Annotated in this window: 19 protein-coding genes; 5 read left to right on the top strand and 14 right to left on the bottom strand. The window is 69.4% G+C overall.

Features of this window, described 5'->3' with window-relative positions; translation table 11 throughout:
- Window positions 1-10 precede the first annotated feature (10 nt).
- The 10 genes from ACHAA3_RS03930 to ACHAA3_RS03975 form a co-directional block, all read right to left on the bottom strand.
- Window positions 11-655, bottom strand: a complete 645-nt coding sequence (locus ACHAA3_RS03930) for a histidine phosphatase family protein (RefSeq protein ID WP_435707641.1) — start codon at window positions 653-655, stop codon at window positions 11-13.
- Between the two features lie 54 nt (window positions 656-709).
- Window positions 710-1,066, bottom strand: coding sequence for a ribosome silencing factor (gene rsfS / locus ACHAA3_RS03935; RefSeq protein WP_435707642.1), 357 nt, complete (start codon window positions 1,064-1,066; stop codon window positions 710-712).
- A complete protein-coding gene (gene nadD / locus ACHAA3_RS03940) occupies window positions 1,063-1,752 on the bottom strand; it encodes a nicotinate-nucleotide adenylyltransferase (RefSeq protein WP_435707643.1) in 690 nt (229 codons plus the stop codon). Before nadD ends, rsfS begins: the two co-directional genes overlap by 4 nt.
- Before the next feature lie 17 nt (window positions 1,753-1,769).
- Entirely contained in the window at window positions 1,770-1,925 is a 156-nt protein-coding gene (locus ACHAA3_RS03945) for a hypothetical protein (RefSeq protein ID WP_435707644.1), read from the bottom strand.
- Window positions 1,926-2,076: 151 nt separating this feature from the next.
- On the bottom strand, window positions 2,077-3,321 hold the full coding sequence (locus tag ACHAA3_RS03950; RefSeq protein ID WP_435707645.1) for a glutamate-5-semialdehyde dehydrogenase: 1,245 nt from the start codon (window positions 3,319-3,321) through the stop codon (window positions 2,077-2,079).
- A gap of 31 nt (window positions 3,322-3,352) precedes the next feature.
- The gene (proB, locus tag ACHAA3_RS03955) at window positions 3,353-4,453 is read right to left on the bottom strand and encodes a glutamate 5-kinase (RefSeq protein ID WP_435707646.1); all 1,101 of its coding nucleotides are present in this window, start codon (window positions 4,451-4,453) and stop codon (window positions 3,353-3,355) included.
- Between the two features lie 45 nt (window positions 4,454-4,498).
- A complete protein-coding gene (obgE, locus tag ACHAA3_RS03960; RefSeq protein WP_435707647.1) occupies window positions 4,499-6,022 on the bottom strand; it encodes a GTPase ObgE in 1,524 nt (507 codons plus the stop codon).
- A gap of 87 nt (window positions 6,023-6,109) precedes the next feature.
- Window positions 6,110-6,391, bottom strand: a complete 282-nt coding sequence (gene rpmA, locus ACHAA3_RS03965; protein ID WP_435707648.1) for a 50S ribosomal protein L27 — start codon at window positions 6,389-6,391, stop codon at window positions 6,110-6,112.
- Window positions 6,392-6,400: 9 nt separating this feature from the next.
- On the bottom strand, window positions 6,401-6,706 hold the full coding sequence (rplU, locus tag ACHAA3_RS03970) for a 50S ribosomal protein L21 (RefSeq protein WP_435708209.1): 306 nt from the start codon (window positions 6,704-6,706) through the stop codon (window positions 6,401-6,403).
- An 84-nt stretch (window positions 6,707-6,790) separates the two neighbouring features.
- Window positions 6,791-9,529: an Rne/Rng family ribonuclease gene (locus tag ACHAA3_RS03975; RefSeq protein WP_435707649.1), complete on the bottom strand. Its 2,739-nt coding sequence runs from the start codon at window positions 9,527-9,529 to the stop codon at window positions 6,791-6,793.
- A gap of 277 nt (window positions 9,530-9,806) precedes the next feature.
- On the opposite strand from ACHAA3_RS03975, the gene ACHAA3_RS03980 reads away from it, so the two are divergent.
- Window positions 9,807-11,003, top strand: coding sequence for an MFS transporter (locus ACHAA3_RS03980; RefSeq protein ID WP_435707650.1), 1,197 nt, complete (start codon window positions 9,807-9,809; stop codon window positions 11,001-11,003).
- 9 nt (window positions 11,004-11,012) lie between these two features.
- Window positions 11,013-11,642, top strand: a complete 630-nt coding sequence (locus ACHAA3_RS03985) for a hypothetical protein (protein ID WP_435707651.1) — start codon at window positions 11,013-11,015, stop codon at window positions 11,640-11,642.
- A 19-nt stretch (window positions 11,643-11,661) separates the two neighbouring features.
- Here ACHAA3_RS03985 and ACHAA3_RS03990 read toward each other — a convergent pair whose 3' ends face one another.
- The 4 genes from ACHAA3_RS03990 to ACHAA3_RS04005 are packed head-to-tail and all read right to left on the bottom strand — an operon-like array spanning window position 11,662 to window position 17,494.
- Complete coding sequence (locus tag ACHAA3_RS03990) at window positions 11,662-13,788, bottom strand: CmcI family methyltransferase (RefSeq protein ID WP_435707652.1); 2,127 nt, start codon at window positions 13,786-13,788, stop codon at window positions 11,662-11,664.
- Window positions 13,789-13,848: 60 nt separating this feature from the next.
- Window positions 13,849-16,134, bottom strand: coding sequence for a CgeB family protein (locus ACHAA3_RS03995; protein ID WP_435707653.1), 2,286 nt, complete (start codon window positions 16,132-16,134; stop codon window positions 13,849-13,851).
- A gap of 55 nt (window positions 16,135-16,189) precedes the next feature.
- Window positions 16,190-16,600: a nucleoside-diphosphate kinase gene (gene ndk / locus ACHAA3_RS04000; RefSeq protein WP_435707654.1), complete on the bottom strand. Its 411-nt coding sequence runs from the start codon at window positions 16,598-16,600 to the stop codon at window positions 16,190-16,192.
- 9 nt (window positions 16,601-16,609) lie between these two features.
- Window positions 16,610-17,494 carry a hypothetical protein gene (locus ACHAA3_RS04005; protein ID WP_435707655.1) on the bottom strand — a complete coding sequence of 295 codons (885 nt, stop codon included), beginning with the start codon at window positions 17,492-17,494 and terminating at the stop codon, window positions 16,610-16,612.
- A gap of 23 nt (window positions 17,495-17,517) precedes the next feature.
- On the opposite strand from ACHAA3_RS04005, the gene ACHAA3_RS04010 reads away from it, so the two are divergent.
- From ACHAA3_RS04010 to ACHAA3_RS04020, 3 genes are all read left to right on the top strand, one after another.
- Complete coding sequence (locus ACHAA3_RS04010; RefSeq protein WP_435707656.1) at window positions 17,518-19,161, top strand: glycoside hydrolase family 13 protein; 1,644 nt, start codon at window positions 17,518-17,520, stop codon at window positions 19,159-19,161.
- A 174-nt stretch (window positions 19,162-19,335) separates the two neighbouring features.
- A complete protein-coding gene (locus ACHAA3_RS04015) occupies window positions 19,336-20,598 on the top strand; it encodes an extracellular solute-binding protein (RefSeq protein WP_435707657.1) in 1,263 nt (420 codons plus the stop codon).
- On the top strand, window positions 20,595-21,530 hold the full coding sequence (locus ACHAA3_RS04020; RefSeq protein ID WP_435707658.1) for a carbohydrate ABC transporter permease: 936 nt from the start codon (window positions 20,595-20,597) through the stop codon (window positions 21,528-21,530). The genes ACHAA3_RS04015 and ACHAA3_RS04020 overlap by 4 nt, the downstream gene beginning before the upstream one ends.

Here is a 21,530-nt window from a genome sequence, read left to right on the forward strand (position 1 = left end):
CCTGATCGGGTCACTGGTCGTCCGAGAGCACGGGCCGCGGCACGTTGTCGGCGTTCCACTCCGTCATGCGCCAGCGCGACCACTGCTCGTGCCGCGTCTCCTGCAGGACCGACCACGAGCAGTTGTCCAGGCCCCCGAACAGGCCCCACGTCTCGAGGGGAAAACCGAGGAAGGCGCAGGCACCCGACCGGATCACGCCCCCATGCGCGACGACCACGACGACCTCGTCGTCGGTCTCGGCGAGACGCTCACGCAGCCCTTCGGTGAACCGGTCCCCCGCGCCTCGATGGGTCTCGCTGTCGGGAATCTGCGTCTCGTCGCCACTGACCCAGGCCTTCATGCCGACGGGGAACTGTTCCCAGGCCTGCTGCCAGGTGAGCCCCTCGCGCGCCCCGAAGTGGATCTCGCGGAAGCGGGGCTCGAGCTCGACCTCGACACCGACCACGGCGCCCAGCGCCTGCGCCGTCGCGTGCGCGCGCACGAGGTCCGAGCTGATGATGCGGGTGGGCCCGAGCGCGGCGAGCCGTTCTGCGGCCTCACCGGCCTGTCGTCGGCCGACGTCGTCGAGCTCGATGTCGCTGGTGCCCTGCACCCGGCCGGCGAGGTTCCATGCCGTGCGTCCGTGACGCCACAACACGACCTGGCGCGTGTTCATGAGAGCTGCACGGCCTGGCGCGTGTTCATGGGCGCTGCACGACCTGGCGGGTGCTCACGCCGTGAGGGCGACGACGGGGCAGTCGCTCCACAGCCGCTCGAGCGAGTAGAACGACCGCATCTCGGTGTGCTGCACGTGGACCACGATGTCGGCGAAGTCCAGCAGCACCCACTGGGCCTCGCGCTGGCCCTCGCGGCGCACCGGCTTGGACCCTTCGGCCAGCAGCGCCTCCTCGACGGCGTCCTGCACGGCCCTGACCTGGCGCGGCGTCGACGCCGAGCAGATCACGAAGATGTCGGTGATCGCCAGCTGGTCGGACACGTCGAAGGCCACGATGTCTGTGGCGAGCTTGTCGTCGGCTGCGGTGGCGGCCAGGCGTGCCAGCTCGACGGCTCGGTCGGTGGCGGTCATGGGTTCTCCTCGGATGGATGCGGGTCGTGGTACAGGCTCTGCTCGTCTTGGCCTCGGTAGAGGCCGTGCTTCCCGATGTACTGCACGACGCCGTCGGGAACGAGGTACCACACCGGATCTCCCCGATCGACGCGCAGACGGCAGTCGGTCGAGGAGATCGCCAGGGCGGGGATCTCCAGGATCGTGATGCGATCCGACGGCAGCCCCTCCAGGGAGGTCTCGTCGAGCTCGTGTCCGGGCCTCGTGCAGCCCACGAACTGCGCCAGGGAGAACAGCTCGTCGTGGTCGCGCCAGCTCAGCAGCGCGGCCATGGCATCGGCTCCCGTGATGAAGTACAGGTCAGCATCGGGATGCCGGTCGGCCAGGTCGCGCAGCGTGTCGATCGTGTAGGTCGGTCCGTCGCGATCGATGTCGACACGACTGACCGAGAAGTGGGGGTTGCTGGCCGTCGCGATGACGGTCATCAGGTAGCGGTCCTCGGCCTCGGAGACCTCGCGGTCGGCCTTCTGCCACGGACGCCCGGTGGGCACGAAGATGACCTCGTCGAGGTCGAACCAGGCTCGCACCTCGCTCGCGGCCACGAGGTGGCCGTGGTGGATGGGGTCGAACGTGCCACCCATGACGCCGATGCGCCGACGACGACCGTCGGAACGCTCAGGGGCGACGGCGGTGACGGTCTGGGACATGCCCGCGGCGGTGGTGCTCAGGAGTGCTCGCGTCCCTTGCCGAACTGCAGCAGGCCGAGCAGCAGCGCGATCAGGGCCACCAGCGCGATGACGCCGACCAGCCACGGCTCGATGCCGATGTCACGCAGCGGCTCCTCGGACGTGGCGAAGGAGGTCATCAGGTTCGACGTCATGACCACAATCTAGCCGACGCCGCCGCCGACCGACGAACACGGGCAACCGTCGTGACCACGGGCCGAGCGTCAGCGAGGCAGGCGCCTGGGCGGAGCCCAGCAGCCGCGAGGCACGAGCGGCTGGAGCGGGGAGCGGAGCGACCCGCGCGCCTCAACGGACGTGACCGTCGCCGGTGACGACGTAGGTCGTGGTGGTCATCTCGGGCAGACCCATGGGTCCGCGGGCGTGCAGCTTCTGCGTCGAGATGCCGATCTCGGCGCCGAAACCGAACTCCGCTCCGTCGGTGAAACGGGTCGAGGCATTGACCATGACGGCCGCCGAGTCGACCCCCGCCGTGAAGCGCTGCGCCGTCGCGAGCGAGCGGGTGACGATCGCCTCGGTGTGGCCCGAGGAGTAGCGGCGCACGTGGGTGATGGCCGCGTCGAGGGTGTCGACCACGGCCGCCGAGATGTCGAGGTCGAGGTACTCGGTGGCGTGATCCTCCTCGGTCGCCGCGACCACGGCGGGCGAGACCGCCTGGAACACCTCGTCGCCGTGGATGGTGACCCCGGCGGCCTGCAGGGCCTCGACGACCGCCGGAAGGAACTCCTCGGCGACCGCACGGTGCACCAGCAACGACTCGGCCGCGTTGCAGACGCTGGTGCGGTGCGTCTTGGAGTTCAGCACGATCTGCAGCGCCATCTCCAGGTCGGCATCGGCGTCGACGTACACGTGGCAGTTGCCCGTGCCGGTCTCGATCACCGGGACCGTCGACTCGGTGACCACGGTGCGGATCAGGCCCGCTCCCCCGCGCGGGATGACGAGATCGACCAGGCCACGGGCACGCATCAGGTCAGTGGCGGTGGAACGGTCATCTGCTGGCACGCCCGTGATGAGGTCCTCGGGCAGGCCGACGCGGGCGACGGCCGATCGCATCACGTCGACGATCACGTGATTGGACTGGGCCGCTGACGACGACCCCCGCAGCAGGACCGCACTGCCGGCCTTGAGGCAGATCGCGGCGGCATCTGCGGTCACGTTGGGGCGGCCCTCGTAGATCATGGCGATGACGCCCATGGGGGCGCGCAGCTGCTGCATCCGCAGGCCGTTGGGCAGCGTCGACCCGCGAACCACCTCACCCACCGGGTCGGGCAGCGCGGCGACGTCGCGCACCCCCTCGGCGAAGGCACGCACCCGGTCGGCGTCGAGCCGAAGGCGATCGATCACGTGCTCGCCCGTGCCGGCCGCGCGGGCCGTCTCGACGTCCATCGCATTGGCCGCCACGATGCGGTCGGTGGCCGCGATCAGGTCGTCGGCCATGGCCACGAGCGCCGCGTCCTTGACCGATCGAGTCGCCACCGCGAGCTCGATCGCCGCTGTTCGGGCGCTGCGGGCCAGGTCATGCACGATCGTCATGCCCGAAGTCTAGGCAAGCGACCCGCTCAGGTCAGCGCGGTCTGGTCAGCACGGTCAGGGCGTCGCGGTGGACGACGGCACGGTCGTATCCGGGCCCCAGCTCGGCTCCGAGGTCACGGGTGTCGCGTCCGAGCAGGCGCGGCAGGTCGACACTGTCGAAACCGACCAGACCGCGCGCGACGACCCTGCCGTCGGGCGCGAGGAGGTCGACAGGATCGCCGGCGTCGAACTCGCCGTCGACCGTCGTGATGCCCGCAGGCAGCAGCGATGCCTGACGACCCGTGATGGCACGCACCGCACCGGCATCGAGGTGCAGGCGTCCCTTGGACTCGCTCGCGTGCTCCAGCCACAACAGGCGGGTGGACCGCCGGCGACCGGTGGCCGCGAACTGAGTCCCGACCTGGTCGCCGCGCAGTGCTCCGTCGATCTTCTCGGCCGAGGTCAGCGTGACCGCGATGCCGGCACCGGTGGCGATCCGGGCGGCGTCGACCTTGGTGATCATGCCGCCCGTCCCGACCTTCGACGCGCTGACCGTCGAGATGTCGATGCCGCCGAGATCCGCCGGATCCTCGACTCGCTCCACCAGTCGCGAGCCGGGCCGGTCCGGCGGACCGTCGTAGAGGCCGTCGACGTCGGACAGCAGCACCAACCGGTCGGCGTGCACCAGATGAGCCACCAGCGCCGCGAGCCGATCGTTGTCGCCGAACCGGATCTCGCTGGTGGCCACGGTGTCGTTCTCGTTGACGACCGGCAGCACGCCCAGCTCGTGCAGGCGGGCGAACGTCTGCTGCGCGTTGCGATAGTGCCCCCGCCGCGTCACGTCGTCGACCGTCAGCAGCACCTGGCCGACCACCAGGCCACGAGCCGCGAATCGTTCGGTGTAGCGCGCAACGAGCGCGCCCTGGCCCACGCTGGCCGCGGCCTGCTGGGTGGGCAGGTCCCGGGGACGACGCGACAGTCCCAACGGACCCAGCCCTGCCGCGATGGCGCCCGAGCTGACCAGGACGACCTCGTCGCCGCGATCGCGCGCGCCGGCGATCGCATCGACGATCGCGTCGACCCGAGCGGGATCGAGGTGGCCCTGTCGGGTCGTCAGGGACGAGGATCCGACCTTGACTACCAGCCGAGTCATCGGCCCCGTCCCCTCACAGCCCCACGCCTGACATGGTGGCGACCATCATGAGGTGGACTCGTCGTCCTCGTCGTCGAAGCTCCAGTCGGGCGTGGCGGGGTCGTCGCCGCGCTCTCGGGCCTCGCGGGCACCAGCCTCGAACTCGCGCTTGGCGGCCAGCTCCTCGCGCCGCTGCTGGTTGGTGCGTCGATCATTGGGGTCGAGGCGCTCGTCCTCGCCGCGTCGACCGAGCACCTCGGCGCCGGCGACTACGTCGGGAGCGAAGTCGAACACCACGGCATCGTCCTCCTCGCCGATGAGGACGTCGTCGCCGGCTTCTGCACCCATCTTGAGCAGCTTGGCCTCGACGCCGAGCCGGTTGAGGCGGTCGGCGAGGAAGCCGATGGCCTCGTCGTTGGTGAAGTCGGTCTGACGCACCCACCGGCGCGGCTTGTCGCCCTTGACGACCCACTTGCCGTCGATCTGGGTGATCGTGAAGTCGTCGCCGACACCAGCCTCGGCCGGTGGCCGCAGCACGATGCGGGTGGCCTCGGCGTGTGGCGCGGCTGCTCGCTTGGATGCGACCACCTCGGCCATCGCGAAGGACAGCTCACGCAGACCGGCATGGCTGGCTGCCGAGACCTCATAGACGTCGAGACCGCGTTCGTGCAGGTCGGCGCGCACGAAGTCGGCGATCTCGCGGGCGTCGGGCACGTCGGTCTTGTTCAGTGCGATCAGGCGAGGACGGTCACCGAGATCGGACCCGGTGGCCTCGGCGTAGGCCCGCAGCTCGTTCTCGATGACGTCGAGGTCGGTCAGCGGGTCGCGACCGGGGTCCACCGTCGCGCAGTCGATCACGTGCACCAGTGCGGCGCAGCGCTCGACGTGGCGCAGGAAGTCGTGACCGAGGCCGCGACCCTCGCTGGCACCCTCGATGAGCCCCGGGACGTCGGCGACGGTGAACGTGGTGGATCCGGCGCTGACGACACCCAGGTTGGGCACCAGCGTCGTGAACGGGTAGTCGGCGATCTTCGGCCGCGCCCGCGACAGGGCCGCGATCAGGCTGGACTTGCCGGCGCTCGGGAAGCCGATCAGACCGATGTCGGCCACGACCTTGAGCTCGAGCGTGATGGTCAGGTCCTCGCCGGGTTCACCCTTCAGTGCGAAGCCGGGCGCCTTGCGCTTCGACGAGGCGAGGGCGGCGTTGCCCAGCCCGCCACGGCCACCGGCCGCGATGACCATCTCGGTGCCGGGACCGATCAGGTCGGCCAGCACCTCGCCGGTCTTGGACTTGACGACGGTCCCGTCGGGAACGCGCAGCACCAGCGTCTCGCCGTTGGCGCCGCTGCGGTTGTTGCCCGCGCCAGGTCCGCCGTTGCCGCCCTTGCGGTGCGGTTCGTGGTGGTAGTCGATCAGCGTCGTGACGTCCTGCTCGACGCGCAGGATGATGTCACCGCCGTGGCCGCCGTTTCCGCCGTCGGGGCCTCCGAGCGGCTTGAACTTCTCACGGTGGACCGAGGCGACGCCGTGGCCACCTGCTCCTGCAGCGACGTGCAACGTCACGGTGTCGACGAAGGTCGGGACGGCCATGACCTGCTCCTGGGGGGGGTGTGAATTGACACGAGGGGGCGGCCCGCTGCTGCGGACCGCCCCCTCGTGGATGAGGTGTGTGCTCGGTTACTCCGCCGCGCCAGCGAGGACGGGGGCAGCGACCGGAACGATGTTGATGACCTTGCGGCCACGACGTGTGCCGAACTCGACCGCACCGGCCGAGAGGGCGAACAGCGTGTCGTCCTTGCCACGGCCGACGTTGACGCCGGGGTGGAAGTGCGTGCCGCGCTGGCGGATGATGATCTCGCCCGCGTTGACCTTCTGGCCACCGAAGCGCTTCACGCCGAGGCGCTGGGAATTTGAGTCGCGGCCGTTCTTGGTAGAAGCGGCGCCCTTCTTGTGTGCCATGCCAGTCCCCTACTTCTCGATACCAGTGATCTTGACCTGGGTGTACTTCTGACGGTGACCCTGGCGCTTCTTGTAGCCGGTCTTGTTCTTGTACTTCTGGATGACGATCTTGGGGCCCTTGGTCCCACCGAGCACCTCGGCGGTCACGTTGACCTTCGCCAGGGTGTCGGCATCGGCCGTGACGGCGTCGCCGTCGACGTGCAGCACCGCGGGAAGCGACACCGATGCTCCGACCTCGGCGGCCTGATCGATCTCGATGACGTCACCGACGGCGACCTTTTGCTGGCCTCCGCCACTGCGCACGATTGCGTACACCACGGGAATTCCTCTACCTCGTCCAATGAAATGGGGCGCGACTAAACGCGCACGACGATGCGACAAGCGCACCGACGGTTCAGTCTACGGAGCCTCACCCTCGCTGGTCAAAACGGGGGGTGGCGGGCCGGCCGGCTTGGAGGCCGCCCGACGCCGCACGGGCTTCTTGGTGGGCTCCTCGGGAGTCGCCTCCCGGGGCTCTGCCTGCGGGGCGGGCACAGCGGCAGGAGCCTCGACTCGAGGAGCCACAGGCGCCTGGTGCTCAGGTGCCGAGACCTCGGGGGTCGTCTCCGCCGGTGCACTCGCGGGCACCGAATCTGCAGGCGCTGAGTCTGCAGGCGCTGAGTCCGAAGGCCTGGGGTCCGCAGGCGCGGAGTCCTGAGGGGCCGGGTTGCGCGGGGCTTCGGGCTTGGGATGGTTGCGACCGCCATTGCGGTTGCCGCCCCCACCGTTGCCTCCCGCATTGCTGGATCCGGAGCCGTTGGATCCGGAACCGTTGGGCGCATCACTACCGCCCCCACTGCCGGCTCGTCCACTGCGGCCGCCGCCGCGGCCACCGCGCCGAGGACCGTCGTCCTTCTTGGGCTCGACGGGAGTGTCGGCGATGACGACCCCACGTCCCTTGCAGTGATCGCAGTCGACGCTGAAGGACTCCAGCAGGCCGGTGCCGATGCGCTTGCGCGTCATCTGGACCAGGCCGAGCGAGGTCACCTCGGCGACCTGGTGACGGGTGCGGTCTCGGCCGAGGCACTCGACCAGGCGACGCAGCACCAGATCGCGATTGCTCTCCAGCACCATGTCGATGAAGTCGACGACGATGATGCCGCCGATGTCACGCAGCCGCAGCTGGCGCACGACCTCCTCGGCCGCCTCCAGGTTGTTCTTGGTGACGGTCTCCTCGAGGTTGCCGCCCGAACCGGTGTACTTGCCCGTGTTGACGTCGACCACGGTCATGGCCTCGGTGCGGTCGATGACCAGGGAGCCGCCCGAGGGCAGGAACACCTTGCGGTCGAGCGCCTTGTGGATCTGCTCGTCGATGCGGAAGCTGGTGAAGGCGTCGGTGTCGGCGTTCTCCCAGCGCGAGACTCGCTCGGCGAGATCAGGTGCGACGTGGTCCACGTAGCCCTTGATCATGTCCCAGGAGTCGTCGCCCTCGACGATGAGTCCGGCGAAGTCCTCGTTGAACAGGTCACGCACGACCTTGATCATCAGGTCGGGCTCGGAGTACAACAGCTGCGGCGCCTTGCCGTCGGCGACCTTGGCCTCGATGTCGGTCCAGCGGGCCGTGAGTCCGCCGACGTCGCGGGTCAGCTGCTCCTCGGACGCCCCTTCGGCGGCCGTGCGCACGATGACACCGGTGCCGTCGGGCAGGACCTCCTTGAGCAACGCCTTGAGACGGTTGCGCTCGTTCTCGGGAAGCTTGCGCGAGATCCCACTGGTCTGACCACCGGGTACGAGCACGAGGAACCGACCGGGCAGGCTGACCTGGCTGGTGAGCCGGGCGCCCTTCTGGCCGACCGGATCCTTGGTGACCTGCACGAGGATGACCTGACCGGGACTCAGCGCGTCCTCGATCTTGCGGGCCTTGCCGTTGCCGACCGAGCTCCAGTCGACCTCGCCGGCGTAGATCACGGCGTTGCGGCCGGCACCGATGTCGACGAAAGCGGCTTCCATGCTGGGCAGGACGTTCTGGACCTTGCCGAGGTAGACGTTGCCGATCAACGACGTCTGGGACTCGCGGGCCACGTAGTGCTCGACGAGCACCTTGTCCTCGAGCACGGCGATCTGGGTGTAGTCGTCCTTCTGACGCACGACCATCTGGCGATCGACCGACTCGCGGCGGGCCAGGAACTCGGCCTCGGACACGATCGGCGCGCGACGGCGGCCAGCCTCGCGACCTTCCCGGCGGCGCTGCTTCTTGGCCTCGAGACGAGTGGAGCCGGCCACACCGGTGATCTCGTCCTCGGCGCTTCGGCTCTGCCGATCATCGGCGCTGCGGCCCTTGCGAACACGGACGACGGTGTTGTCGGGATCGTCCGGCGCGGAGTCCGACTGATCGCCGGCACGCGCCCGGCGGCGACGGCGGCGCGTGCCGCCATTCGCACCCGAGTCGTCGTCGGATTCGTTGTCATCGCCACGTCCGCCGCCAGAGCTCTGACGGCCCGACTCCTGACGACCTGCGTTGCCGCCCCCCGCGCCGGATCGGCCGGAGGTGGACGGTTCGGAGTCCTCGTCGCTGACCTCGCCGTCGGAGTCACCGTCTCCCTTGCGACGCCGACGTCCACCACGGCTGCGGCGACGCCGCTTGGGCGCTCCCTCGTCGTCGTCCGAGTCGTCGTCCGTCTGGTGGCGACCGTCGCGGTCGTGGTCGATCTCGTCCTCGTCGTCGTCATCGCTCTTCGATGACTGGCGCGCCGGAGCGAGCCCACCGGCCGGAGCCCGGAACATCGCTGCAGCGGAGGCTGCGGCGGCCGGCTTGCGCACCGGGGTCTCGTCGGCCGAGGCGTCAGAGGCCGGCGACTCGACGGTGTCGTCGGAGTCGCTGTCGACCGATCGCGCCTTTCTGGCTGGGCGCTTCCGGGGCGCCCGCTGCTGCGGCGCTCCGTCGGCATCGTTCGCGTTGGCAGCATCGGCATCGTCCGCGTTGGCAGCAGACCCGGCCCGCTCAGGAGTGGCACTGGCGGGACTGGTGGCCGGAGCCGAGAAGCTCACGGCCGCCGGAGGGCCAGCGGCACGGCCCGCCGCGCGGCGGCGCTTGGGCGCCTCATCCGCAGCGTCACCCTCGGTCGAGGTGGTGGGTGTGTTCGAGTCGTCGTCGAGCATCTGCTCTCCTCCCGGATGCTCGACCTCGGTCGAGCGTCCGGCGTGTGTGTGGCCCGCAGGACGGGCCAGAAGCTTGGTCAGGTCGACGCATGCGGCCTGTCACTACGGCGAACCACTGGTCCTGCCGCGGTCAGCACCCTGTGGGGCGCGTCGCGGTCGGGCGCGGTGTGATCCGCCTGCCGTGTCGTCTGGTGACGAGTATCGCACATGACCATCGCGCGGGCCGTCCGATCCGGCCCACGTGCACCCCTCGCAGCGGTGGCGCCACACTATTGCGGTGCCCTCGAACTCCCGTCTGCCCTGGTGGTGGGCCGTCGCCATCATCGCGCTCGCCCTGAACCTGCGGGTGGCCGTCACCAGTGTCGGCGTGGTGATCGAGCCGCTACGAGACGACCTGGGCATCGGGACCGGTCTGGCCGGTGTCATCACCGCCCTGCCCGTCCTGTGCTTCGCTGTGTTCGGCGCGCTGACCCCCCGCCTCGTGCAGCGTCTCGGTCTCGATCGCACCGCGGTCGCGCTGCTGGCCATCGCCGCCATCGGGCTGGTGACCCGCGCCCTGGTCGACTCCGCTGCCGTCTTCGTGGTCCTGTCGATCGTCGCACTGGGCGGAGCCGCCGTGGGAAACGTGATCCTCCCGGCGCTGGCCAAGCAGCACGTGCCCGATCACCTCTCCTCGATCGGTGCGGCCTACGGTGCGGCGCTCCTGGGCGGCGCTGCCCTGGCCTCGGCAGCGACCGTGCCCCTGTCGGACACCTTCGGCGGGTGGCGCAGTGGCATCGGCGTGTGGGCGCTGCTGACGCTGGCTACTGCAGTGCCATGGGTGCTGCTGTCGCGCCGGAACTCCGCCAAGCCGGTCGAGCTCGGCACCCGCACGATCGGGATCACGAGCCTGGCGCGCAGCAAGAGTGCGTGGATCATGGCGGCATTCTTCGGCACCCAGTCAGCCCAGGCGTATGCCCAGTTCGGCTGGTTCGCGCAGATCCTCGACGAGGCCGGCCTCAGCACGGCAACCGCAGGTGCGATGCTCGGCCTGCTGGCGGCCGTCGGTGTGCCGATCACCCTGGCCCTGCCGCGACTGATCCGCCTGACCGGTGACCGCCCGATCCTGCCGTGGGCGTTCTCGCTGCTGGTCGTGAGCGGCTGGCTGGGCGTGCTGCTGGCGCCCACCGCCGCGCCGTGGTTGTGGGCGTCGATGCTGGGCGCCGGTGGCGTGGCGTTCCCCTGGTTCCTCACCCAGATCAACCGTCGAGCCCGCACCGTCGACGGCACGGCCGCGCTCTCGGGATTCGCGCAGAGCATCGGTTACCTCATCGCCGTCGTGGGACCTCTGGGCGTCGGGATCCTGCACGAGGCGACCGGGAACTGGGACGTCGCGGTCATGGTCCTCGCCGCCGCGGGCCTGCTGGTCGGCGTTCTCGGTACCTTCGTGGCCCGTCCCGGGGTGATCGAGGACGAGCTGTCCCCGCGCCCGTAGGCTCGGGGGGTGAGAAGACGCCGCTCGCGCGAGCCTGCACCCCTGGACATCGAGTACAAGGCCAAGTCGACCGACGACTCCCCCGACCAGACGCTGACCATCACCAACAACACCGAGACGGCCGTGCGCCCGACGCTCGAGTTCGTCGCGTTCAACATGTACGGCGCCGAGATGCCCGACATCGAGGTCCGCACCGTGCTCGGTACCCACCTGGGCGCAGCCCTGCTGCCTGGACACGCCACGATGCAGGACATCCTGCGGTTCGACGGTCCCGCCGCCCGCGACGTGCGCGGCGTACAGGTGCGGCTGGTCGAGGTCGAGGAGGTCGAGCACCCGACGCTCGACGAGAACCTGCGCGCCGTGATGGTCGACCTGGACCAGAAGGCGACCCTCGAGCCCGAGGACTTCTGGGGTGTGGGGGTGGCGAACGCCAACCCGTTCGGGGTCCAGGTCCGCGTGGCGCTCGTGGCCTTCGAGGACAAGGTGCGCGACAGCCCCCAGCAGGTCGAGGACGTGGTGACGCTGGAGGGTGACATCGAGCTGGCATCGCAGTCGCACGAGGTGGTCTGGCTGCCCGACAACGTGCGCGGACTGTTCCACCACGTGGCCTGGTGTCTCGTGCCGCAAGATCTGGTCTGAGTCCAGGTAGTGCCCGATCTCAGTCGAGGTCGAGCTCCTCGAGCGCGGCCGCCACGGCCGATCGAAGCGGGCCGCCCAGCGAGTCGGGGACCTCGTGCGTGCTGTGCTCGGACAGCCCTCGGGCGGCCTGGGTCGCCGCTGACAGCGCGACGGCCAGGCTGCGGGGGTCCGCGGCGGCGAGATGAAGACCCGGCACCCACGCCGCGCGGACTCCGACGAACTCGTTGGTGACGGTCGGGATCCCACTCATGGGCAGCTCGAGTGCCAGGTGTCCTGGATGCGGGCTGAGCATCAGCGCGAGTCCGACGTCGGTGTGCTGGAGCTCCTCGTAGTAGCCGGCATAGTCCAGCTTGCCCAGCGTGCGCGTGGTCACGTTGTCGCCGAGCAGGGGCGGAACACTGATGCTCTCGCCGGACAGGGAGACCGTGGCCCGCACGCCGTCGGGGAGCCCTTCCGCCCATCGTCGGAGGGCGTCGATGCCCGTGTCGTACATGTTGCGCGGCTTGGACGGGCGCGCGTAGAACAGCACCCGGATCTCCCCGTCCGCTGACGGGGCCCACGCAGCGGAGGCCCGGTGCACCGGCGCGCTGTCGACCTCCGGAGCGAAGACGCGCCTGTCATCGACGTCGGCGACGCCCTCCTGCACGAGGTGGCGGGCCAGGGTCGATGAGTTCACCAGCGGGACGAACCCCTGCCGGTACGTCGACAGGGCCTGGGCGTGCTGATGTCCCCACGCGTAGAACCCGGGCTCGTAGTCCTGGATCAGGTAGACGACCCGGTCGCGGTCGATGAGGTTCTTCTCGATGGCGTCGGCCACCGCGAGTGCCGTGGTCCAGTACGTCACCATCCACAGATCGGCCCGGTGGTGCTGACGACCACAGTCGTCGGGACGGGTGAGGCGCAGGGAGTCAGCAATCTGCCCGAGACCCTGACCGCTGATGATCGCGCGCAGCTCCGTGTGCAAGTCATCGACGTCACCGTGGCTGTCTCCGGCGAGGACGATGTGCAGGGGACGTCGCGTGAGATCGGCCATCGTCGCTCCGGCCACCACGGCGGTTCGGATGCCTGCGAACGCCTGCCCGGCGCTGAGCCCCGGAAGCACCAGCACCACGGCCGGCGTCTCGCCCGTGACCTCCATGTCCGAGACGATGTCGATGGCGAGCTCGGCCGGGTCGTCCGGCCGGCGTCGGCCCGACGACGACGCGACGTCCGTCGAGGACACCGTGACGTCACCGGTCCCGGTCTGCTCTGCCGTGTCGATCTTGCGCAGGAATCCCCCGGGGTTCTGGGTCAGGAAGTAGCGCTCACCCCTGGGGTCGATGTCGAACTGGTCCGTCTCGGCCAAGAACTCCTGCACGGCCTCCCACGGTCCGGGGCCGTGGGCTGGAGCGACGGGATGACCGTTGACATTGGTGTCCTCGACGATCAGGTAGGAGCCGGGAGTGACGAGGGGGGCGTAGGCACGCAGCTCGTCGAGGACGTGCTGGTGCGAGTGGTCCGAGTCCAGGATCACGACCACGGGCGAGCCGTCGGTCGGAAGTCGCCGTCGGATCTCGGCCAGCAGGTCGGGGGCCGTCGAGGACGCGATCAGATAGCTGAGACGCGGATGCTGCGGCTGATCGGGCAGCTCGGTGATGTCCACCGTGACGACTTCTCCGTGTCCCAGGAGATCAAGACGGTCGGCGATGAACGAGGCGCTCCCGCCCCGGAACGTGCCGGTCTCCACGACGAGTCCGGGGCGCAGGTCATCGATGATCTCCTGATAGACCCACATGTCGGTGGGGCACTTGTACAGGCGCGTGCCGCGGTACCACGTGTCCTTCCACGTGCGATCCGAGACGTGGTAGTACAAGCGGTTCATCTGTCGCTCGATCACCTCGCGCACCACCGGCTCTGGCGGCTCGACCGGCTGGTGAGGCGGTTGCCACAGGCGCTCGAACGCCTCGGCCACGGCGGTCCGCAGCCACGGAGCCGCAGCAGGGTCGACCCGGTGCAGCTGACGCTCGACGATCGGTCTCGACGCACGATCGACGGCGCGGGCAGGCCTGCGCCGAGCGGCGCGCACCACTCGGCCCATCGGCGCATGCCACCGAACAGGGAGCGAGCGGCGCGCCAGGTGCTTGATTCCAGCTCTGTTCACATCCACGCCACGACCCTAGGTCACACCCGACTGGCCGTGGAGTCCTGACGCCCAGCCGACCCGTGCTCAGCGACGCTCGGCCCATCGTCGCGCGGCGTGCTCCAGCAGCACTCCGGCACGAGCATCGAAGGAGTGGTCGCGCATGACGTGGATCGCGTGGTCGCGCAGCGAGGCAGCGTCAGGAAAGACCGCACCAGGATCATTGGCCAGTCGTCGCAGATCGTCTGGGGTCTCGAAGAACTGGACCTGCTCGCCGAAGACGTCGGCGATGCCGTCGACGTGGTCGCTGACGATGCGCGCTCCGCTGGCCGCCGCATCGAACAGGCGGTTGGACATGAAGCCCTCGCGCTTCATGTCGTCCCAGTGATCGTTCAGGGTGAGCCCCGCCGAGGCGTAGAGCGCGCCGACCTCGCCGTTGGGCACGTAGATGCCGGCGATCGCCGCATCGGGCAGGAACTGCTCCCAGTGCTCGCCGTAGAGGGTGAGATCGAGACCGGCATCCCGGGCGGCCCGGACGGCGAGTCGGTGGACGCCGCGCGAGTTGCCGACGAACAGGACAGGGGGCCCGGTGTCGTGCTCGGCCAGATCGGGATGGAAGACGCTCGGGTCGGTGCACTGCAGGAGCGGACTGACCGGGACTCCCCACTGCTCGGTCATCCGCTCGGACCACGCGGCACTGGCCGCGAAGACGATGTCGAAGCCTCGGGCCTCCTGGGCCGAGACCAGATCGGGATGGCTGATGATCCACTCGATGTTGACCAGCGCGGGGCGAGGCTCAACGCGGTCCAGACCCCGCAGCACCAGCATCACGTCATCGAGATCGCGCGTCGGTCGGTGACGACCGGCATGGGAGTCCACCGACACCCGCTGGCCGCGCCGCTCGAGCGCGGCCGCCAGCGCGCGCCCGAAGTGCACGTCGCCCCAGGACTCTCCGCGAGGTCCCGGCGGCGAGGCGAGGTCGATGGTCCAGCGCAGGGCCGGGAGCCGTTCCTCCCCGACCTCGAGACGCGGGTGTGGTGTGGCGACCGGCGTTCGAGCCGCGGACGGCTCGGACGTCGTCAGGTCGAAACCCGCCAACGCATAGAAGTCTCTGGTGATCCGATCGGCTTCGACATCGCCGACCAGCTCTCGACCGAGGGGCGCGACATGATCGCCGTGGCGCGTCACCCTGACGTCGGGGCACAGCATCACCGGACCCTCGACGCGCAGACCGATCTCGACCACGGCGGCGTCGGGCGACCGGTCCGGCCCGAAGCCCTCGGTCGCCAGCAGTGCTTGCCGGTCCACCGCCACGAGATCGCCGAGGGGAGCCGCGATCTCGGCGTGTCCTGCGGCTCGCGCGTCACTGATCGCGTGTCCGGCCAGCAACGGAAAGGCGTGACCACCCTGGAGGAAGCCCGCGCCGGCGCTCACCACCAGCTCGTCGGGGCTCACCACCAACGGCTGGACCATCGACGCAGCATGATCGCGCACACAGCCGGCCAGACGAACAGGCCCGTCGACGTCGAGATGCTGTCCCGGTCCGGCGAGGATCAGGACCCGACCGCTCGACGCGGCGGCCCCGGCGTTCCAGCCGTGGGCGACGGTCGATCCTGCCGGGACCGGAACCACCGACGTGACCGCGTCGGCCGCAGCCAGCAGGTCCACCAGCACCTGGTGGGCCCGCGTCAGGCCGACCGTGACGAGGACCAGCTCGATCGTCTCGATGTCACCACCGACGTCTGCTCGGCCCTGGCGCCACCAGCTCGCTGCGTCAGCGATGCTCTCGTCGGTCACCACCACGACGACACTGATGGTGGCGGACGGAGGACGTCGGGTCGCCTCCACCGCGCGTCCCGACGCCACGGTCTCCGCTGACCATCGCCGGACGTCGGACCAGGTTGCGGGCTCGACTCCCGTCGGCGACGGGAGCACGGCGTCGTCGGTCACGGTGGCCAGCCAACCGGCCACGGGTCCCTGCTCGTGGGCGGCCGCATCGGGGTGCCGTTCGCGCAGCACGTCGACGTCGATCAGCGGGTGGGTCGAGCCGAGACGCCGTTCACCGTCATGGACGAACACTTCGAGCGGAGACCCGCCGTTGGGCGTGTCCGCGGCCTCCAGACCCACAGCGGCCGTGTCGAAGAGCGGGTGGGGCGACAGGTTCGCCGCATCAGCCCCGTAGGCCCGGACGGCCTGGCGAATGGAGAGCGGACGGCCCACCTGCGCCGCGACCCACTGCGGGTCGAACAACGGCGAGGTGCTCAGGGCGCTGAAGGCGCGGCGACGACGCAGCAGTCGATCTCGCACCAGCCGGGCGAGGATGCGGAGCCTGCGCGGCGTGGGCCAGACCAGGAACCTACGCAGCACGCTCACTGCCGCCTCCCGATCCTCGGCGAGGGCCGGTCGCGGGCCATCCTCGCGACACCCGTCAGGCCAGGTCGGGGAACCACAGGGACATCTCGCGCGCTGCGGACTCCTCGGAGTCCGAGGCGTGTACGAGGTTCTCGCGATTCGACAGCGACAGGTCGCCGCGGATGGTGCCGGGGGCAGCGGCCCGACCATCGGTGGCTCCGTTGAGCGTCCGCACGACCGAGATCGCCTCGTCGCCCTCGAGCACCAGAGCCACGAGGGGCCCGGAGATCGCAAATTCGCGCAGCGGCGGGTACCAGGGCTGGTCGACGTGCTCGGCGTAGTGGGCGTCGGCCATCTGAGCGTCGATGGCTCGGTGCTGCATCGCCACGAGGGTGAGGCCCTTGGCCTCGAACCGGGACAGAACCTGTCCGGTGAGTCCGCGGCGAACCGCGTCGGGCTTGATCAGGACGAGCGTGCGCTGGGTCATGTGTGCAACTTATCGGGCTTCGACGGGCTCCGGACCGGCGGGAGAGGACCCCGTCCGGCGACCGAGCAGCGCGCCGCCCAGCACACCGACGAGCACCGCGAGGGCCGGAAGGTAGGACTGAGGTCGCTCCAGCATGAACCACAGGATGTAGACCGCACGGTCCACAGCCTCACCGACGACGTCCGCGGGCTCTGATGGCCGCAGCATCGGGGTGACAAAGTCGAACACGCCCACCGTCAGTGGAAGGACGACGACACTGACCGTCGCTGCCGCCGCCGTGATCCAGGCTCCACCTCGACCGATCAGCACCCCGACAGCGACGAGCGCGACGAGCGCGACGACACGCGTCCAGGCCAACCCCAGCACTCCGCCGTCATCGAGCGATGTCCCCGGAAAGGAGGCCCAACCGCTCAGCCACGGACCGAGATACCAGGCGCCAATCACCCACGCAAGGCCTTGGCGTGCGACCGACCGACCTCGTAGCGCCAGGGCGCCAATCACCAGACCGATCGTGGTGCCGAGTCCGAACAGCACCAGGCCACCCGCGATCAGTCGGTCGTCCGTGGCATAGGCACCTGCGCCTGCTCCGACCATCCCGCTGAGCTCGACCACGGTGAGCACCACGGCCAGCGCCGCAACCGGAGCGATCAGCACGAATGCGCGCCGTGAGAGCAGCCCGGCGACGGCGCCCCCGACGGTCGGTCCGATCAGCAGCACCGACCACGAGCCCGGCATCAACGGCAGCACCACGAAGGTCGGGAAGACGAAAGACGTGGACGCGTCGATCTGGGCGAACCGCACGACCGTGGGCGCGAACGCGACCAGGTACCAGACCACCACGACCGCCATGACTGTGGCGAACACGCGTGCGGCTCCATCCCGAGTCTCAGGCATGCGCCAGACCATACAGTGGCCGTGTGGCCGAGTCTCAGTGGTGGCGACATGCCGTCATCTATCAGGTGTACCCGCGGTCGTGGGCTGACAGCGACGGTGACGGGATCGGCGATCTCGCCGGTGTCACTCAGCGCCTGCCCCACCTGGTCGATCTGGGCGTTGACGCGGTGTGGCTGTCGCCGTTCTACACGTCGCCGCAGCGCGACGGCGGCTACGACGTCACCGACCACACGGACGTCGATCCCCTCTTCGGGTCGCTCGCGGACTTCGACGCACTCATCGAGCGCGCCCACGGCCTCGGCCTGCGGGTCATCGTCGACGTCGTCCCCAACCACTCCTCGATCGACCACCCGTGGTTTCAAGCAGCACTGGCCTCCGAGCCGGGCAGTGCCGAGCGGGCGCGCTACCTGTTCAGAGACGGCGCTGCACCACCTAGTGCTGCACCTCCCAACGCTGCACCTCCCAATAACTGGACCAGCGTGTTCGGCGGCCCGGCCTGGACCCAGGTACCCGACGGTCAGTGGTACCTGCACCTGTTCGACCCCAGCCAGGCCGACTTCGACTGGTCCCATCCCGAAGTGCGCGAGCACATGGAATCGGTCCTGCGGTTCTGGCTCGATCGCGGCGTCGACGGGTTTCGCATCGACGTGGCGCACGGCATGGTCAAGGCCGAGGGCCTGCCGGACACCGACCTGTCACTGGACCCCAATCACTCCGACACCGCCCTGTCCCCCATGTGGGACCAGCCCGGGGTGCACGAGATCCATCGCAGCTGGCGCACCCTGGTCGACACCTACTCCACGGCCACCGGCACCGCTCGCATCCTGTGCGCCGAGGCGTGGGTCGAGCCGCCCGAGGCGTTGGCCCGGTACGTGCGCCCCGACGAGCTGCACCAGTCGTTCAACTTCAACTTCCTGCAGACCCCGTGGAACGCCGAGGCTCTGAGGGCGTCGATCACCTCATCCCTGGACCACGCCCAGGCCGTCGGAGCACCCCAGACCTGGGTGCTGTCCAATCACGACGTCGTCCGACACGCGACCCGGTTGGGTCGCGCCGGGGCCACCGACGTGGTCGACACGCTCGGCATCGGGATCGGGGATCCACAGCCCGACGCCGAGCTGGGCCTTCGTCGCGCTCGGGCCGCGACCGCGCTCATGTTGGCGCTGCCGGGGTCGGCCTACCTGTACCAGGGAGAGGAGCTGGGACTCCCCGAGGCAACCGAGCTTCCTGACGAGGTGCGCGAGGATCCCACGTGGGAGCGCAGCGGCCACACCGTTCGCGGACGCGACGGATGCCGCGTGCCCGTGCCGTGGGAGTCCGGTGCGCCCGGTCTCGGATTCGGGCCGTCCGGGCGCACGTGGTTGCCGCAGCCCGCCACCTTCGGCGACCTCGCCCCGGACCGGCAGCACGGCGTCGAGGGCTCGACCCTCGAGCTGTACCGATCTTTGCTGCGCCTGCGCCGCCAGTACCACCTCGGCGACGGTTCGCTGCGATGGGCGGCTGCCCGGCCGAACCTCCTCCAGCTCGACAACGGCGAGGTGACCGTGATCTGCAACCTGGGCACAGATCTCGCGCCTCTCCCACCACGGGCCACCGTGATCGCCGTGTCGGCGCCGCTCGAGGGTCAGCATGTGCCTCCCGACGTCACCGCGTGGGTCCTCGTCTGACTTTTTGCGCGATTCTTGCGCGTGGCCCACCGCGGCGATACGTTCAGTGAGCCCTGTGCGGTGAGTCACACTCACTGGGGCTCGGATGGGGAGGTCCACATGGTCCAGCGACCAGACACATCGCGACTGGGCAGAACACGACGCCGGGGGTTCGCTGCGTTCGCAGCCCTGGCCGTGAGCACCTCGATGCTGGCGGCCTGTGGCGGGGACGATGGCAAGCCGACGCTGAACTGGTACATCAACCCCGACGGCCAGGACACGCTCAACCAGCTGGCCGAGGACTGCAGCACCGATGACTACGACATCGCGATCCAGCTGCTGCCCGCGAGCGCCACCGACCAGCGCACCCAGCTGGCCCGGCGGCTTGCCGCGGGCGACACCTCGACGGACCTGATGAGCCTCGACCCCGTCTTCGTGCCCGAGTTCGCCAACGCCGAGTGGTTGGCGCCGTTCGAGGGCGAGGCCGGCGACACCGTCCTCGACGACGACGTGCTCGCCGGGGCGGCCGAGACCGTGACGTGGGAGGACGAGGTCGTGGCAGCACCGCAGTGGGCCAACACCCAGGTGCTCTGGTACCGCAAGTCCCTGGCCGAGGCGGCCGGACTCGACATGACCCAACCCGTCACCTGGGACCAGGTCATCGACGCCGCCGCAGACAACGGCGCCACCGTCGGCGTCCAGGCCGACAAGTACGAGGCCTACGTCGTCTGGATCAACTCGCTGATCCAGGGCGCCGGAGGCAACATCCTCGACCCCGACACGGTCGAGGAGGGGCGCGACGCCGAGGTCACGATCGACTCCGAGGCCGCCGAGGCAGCCGCAGGCGTCATCGAGAAGCTGGCAGACTCCGGGGCCGCTCAGCCCGACTTCTCCACCTCGAACGAGGGCACCAGCCTCGGCGCCATGTTCCCCGAGGACGGGCCGGGTGAGTTCATGACCAACTGGACCTTCGTCTACCAGAACTACCTGGGCCTGCTCGGCCAGCCCGGTGGGCCGGCCGACGAGGCCGAGCTCGACGACCTCGGCTTCGCCCGATACCCGCAGACCGTGGCCGGCGAGGAGTCCCGCCCACCGATCGGTGGCATCGACATCGGGGTCGGCGCCTTCTCGGAGTACCCCGAGTTCGCGCAGGAGGCCGCCATCTGTGTGACCGACAGCGACGCGCAGGCCGCTCTCGCGGTCAACGAGGGCCTGATGCCGTCCCGCGAGTCCGTCTACGACTCCCCCGAGCTCACCGAGGTCTACCCCACCGAGCTGCTGGCTCTGTGGCGCGACAGCATCGACTCCGGCGGGCCGCGGCCCAAGAGCGCGTTCTACAGCCAGGTCTCCAGTGCCGTGCAGTCGCGGTGGCACTCGCCCAATGCTGTGGGTACCGACACTCCCGCCGAATCGGCGGCCTTCCTCAAGGCCGTTCTGAGCGGAAAGGCACTCCTGTGACCACGACACTGGATGAACCGAAGAAGAAGACACCCAAGCCGCCAGAGTCAGATCGCTCGAAGGCCGAGACCTCGCTGGCCCGCAAGCTCGTCGCGCCAGCTCTGGTGATGATGCTGTTGGTCACCGCGTTCCCCATGCTGCGCGCCCTGTACCTGTCGCTGTTCAACTACTCGTTGACCGCGCCGGACGACCGTGAGTTCGTCGGGCTGGCCAACTACGCGACGGCCCTGACCGACGCACTGTTCTGGCGCGACACCGCCAACACCGTGATGATCATGATCGTCACGGTCGCTGTCGAGCTGGTGATCGGTTTCGCCTTCGCGATGGTGATGCACAAGGTCATCTTCGCCCGCGGCCTGATTCGCACCTCGATCCTGATCCCCTACGGCGTCATCACCGTCGTGTCGGGCTTCGCGTGGCAGTTCGCCTTCTCCAACACCAACGGCTTCGTCAACAGCTGGCTGCCGTTCGTCGGTGCCGACTTCAACTGGTTCGCCGAGTATCCGTCGTCGGTGCTGGCGATCATGGCCTCGGAGATCTGGAAGACCACTCCGTTCATGTCCCTGCTGCTGCTCGCCGGCCTGGCGCAGGTGTCCGAGGACATGCTCGAGGCGGCCAAGGTCGACGGCGCCACCTGGTGGCAGCGGCTGACCAAGGTGATCCTGCCGAACATGCGGGCCGCGATCATGGTCGCCGTCCTGTTCCGCGCGCTCGATGCGTACCGCATCTTCGACAACATCTTCGTGATGACCGCGGGCGCCAACGGCACTGAGTCGATCTCGTTCCTCACCTACCGCCAGGTGATCGAGCAGTTCCAGCTGGGGATCGGATCGGCCCTGTCGGTCCTGCTGTTCATCTCGGTGCTGGTGGTGGCGTTCGTGATCGTCAAGCTGTTCAAGGTCAATCTGGCCGACGCACGGCAGGAGAGCTGA

This window comes from Aeromicrobium sp. CF3.5, from assembly GCF_051262695.1.
Taxonomy (GTDB): Bacteria; Actinomycetota; Actinomycetes; order Propionibacteriales; family Nocardioidaceae; genus Aeromicrobium.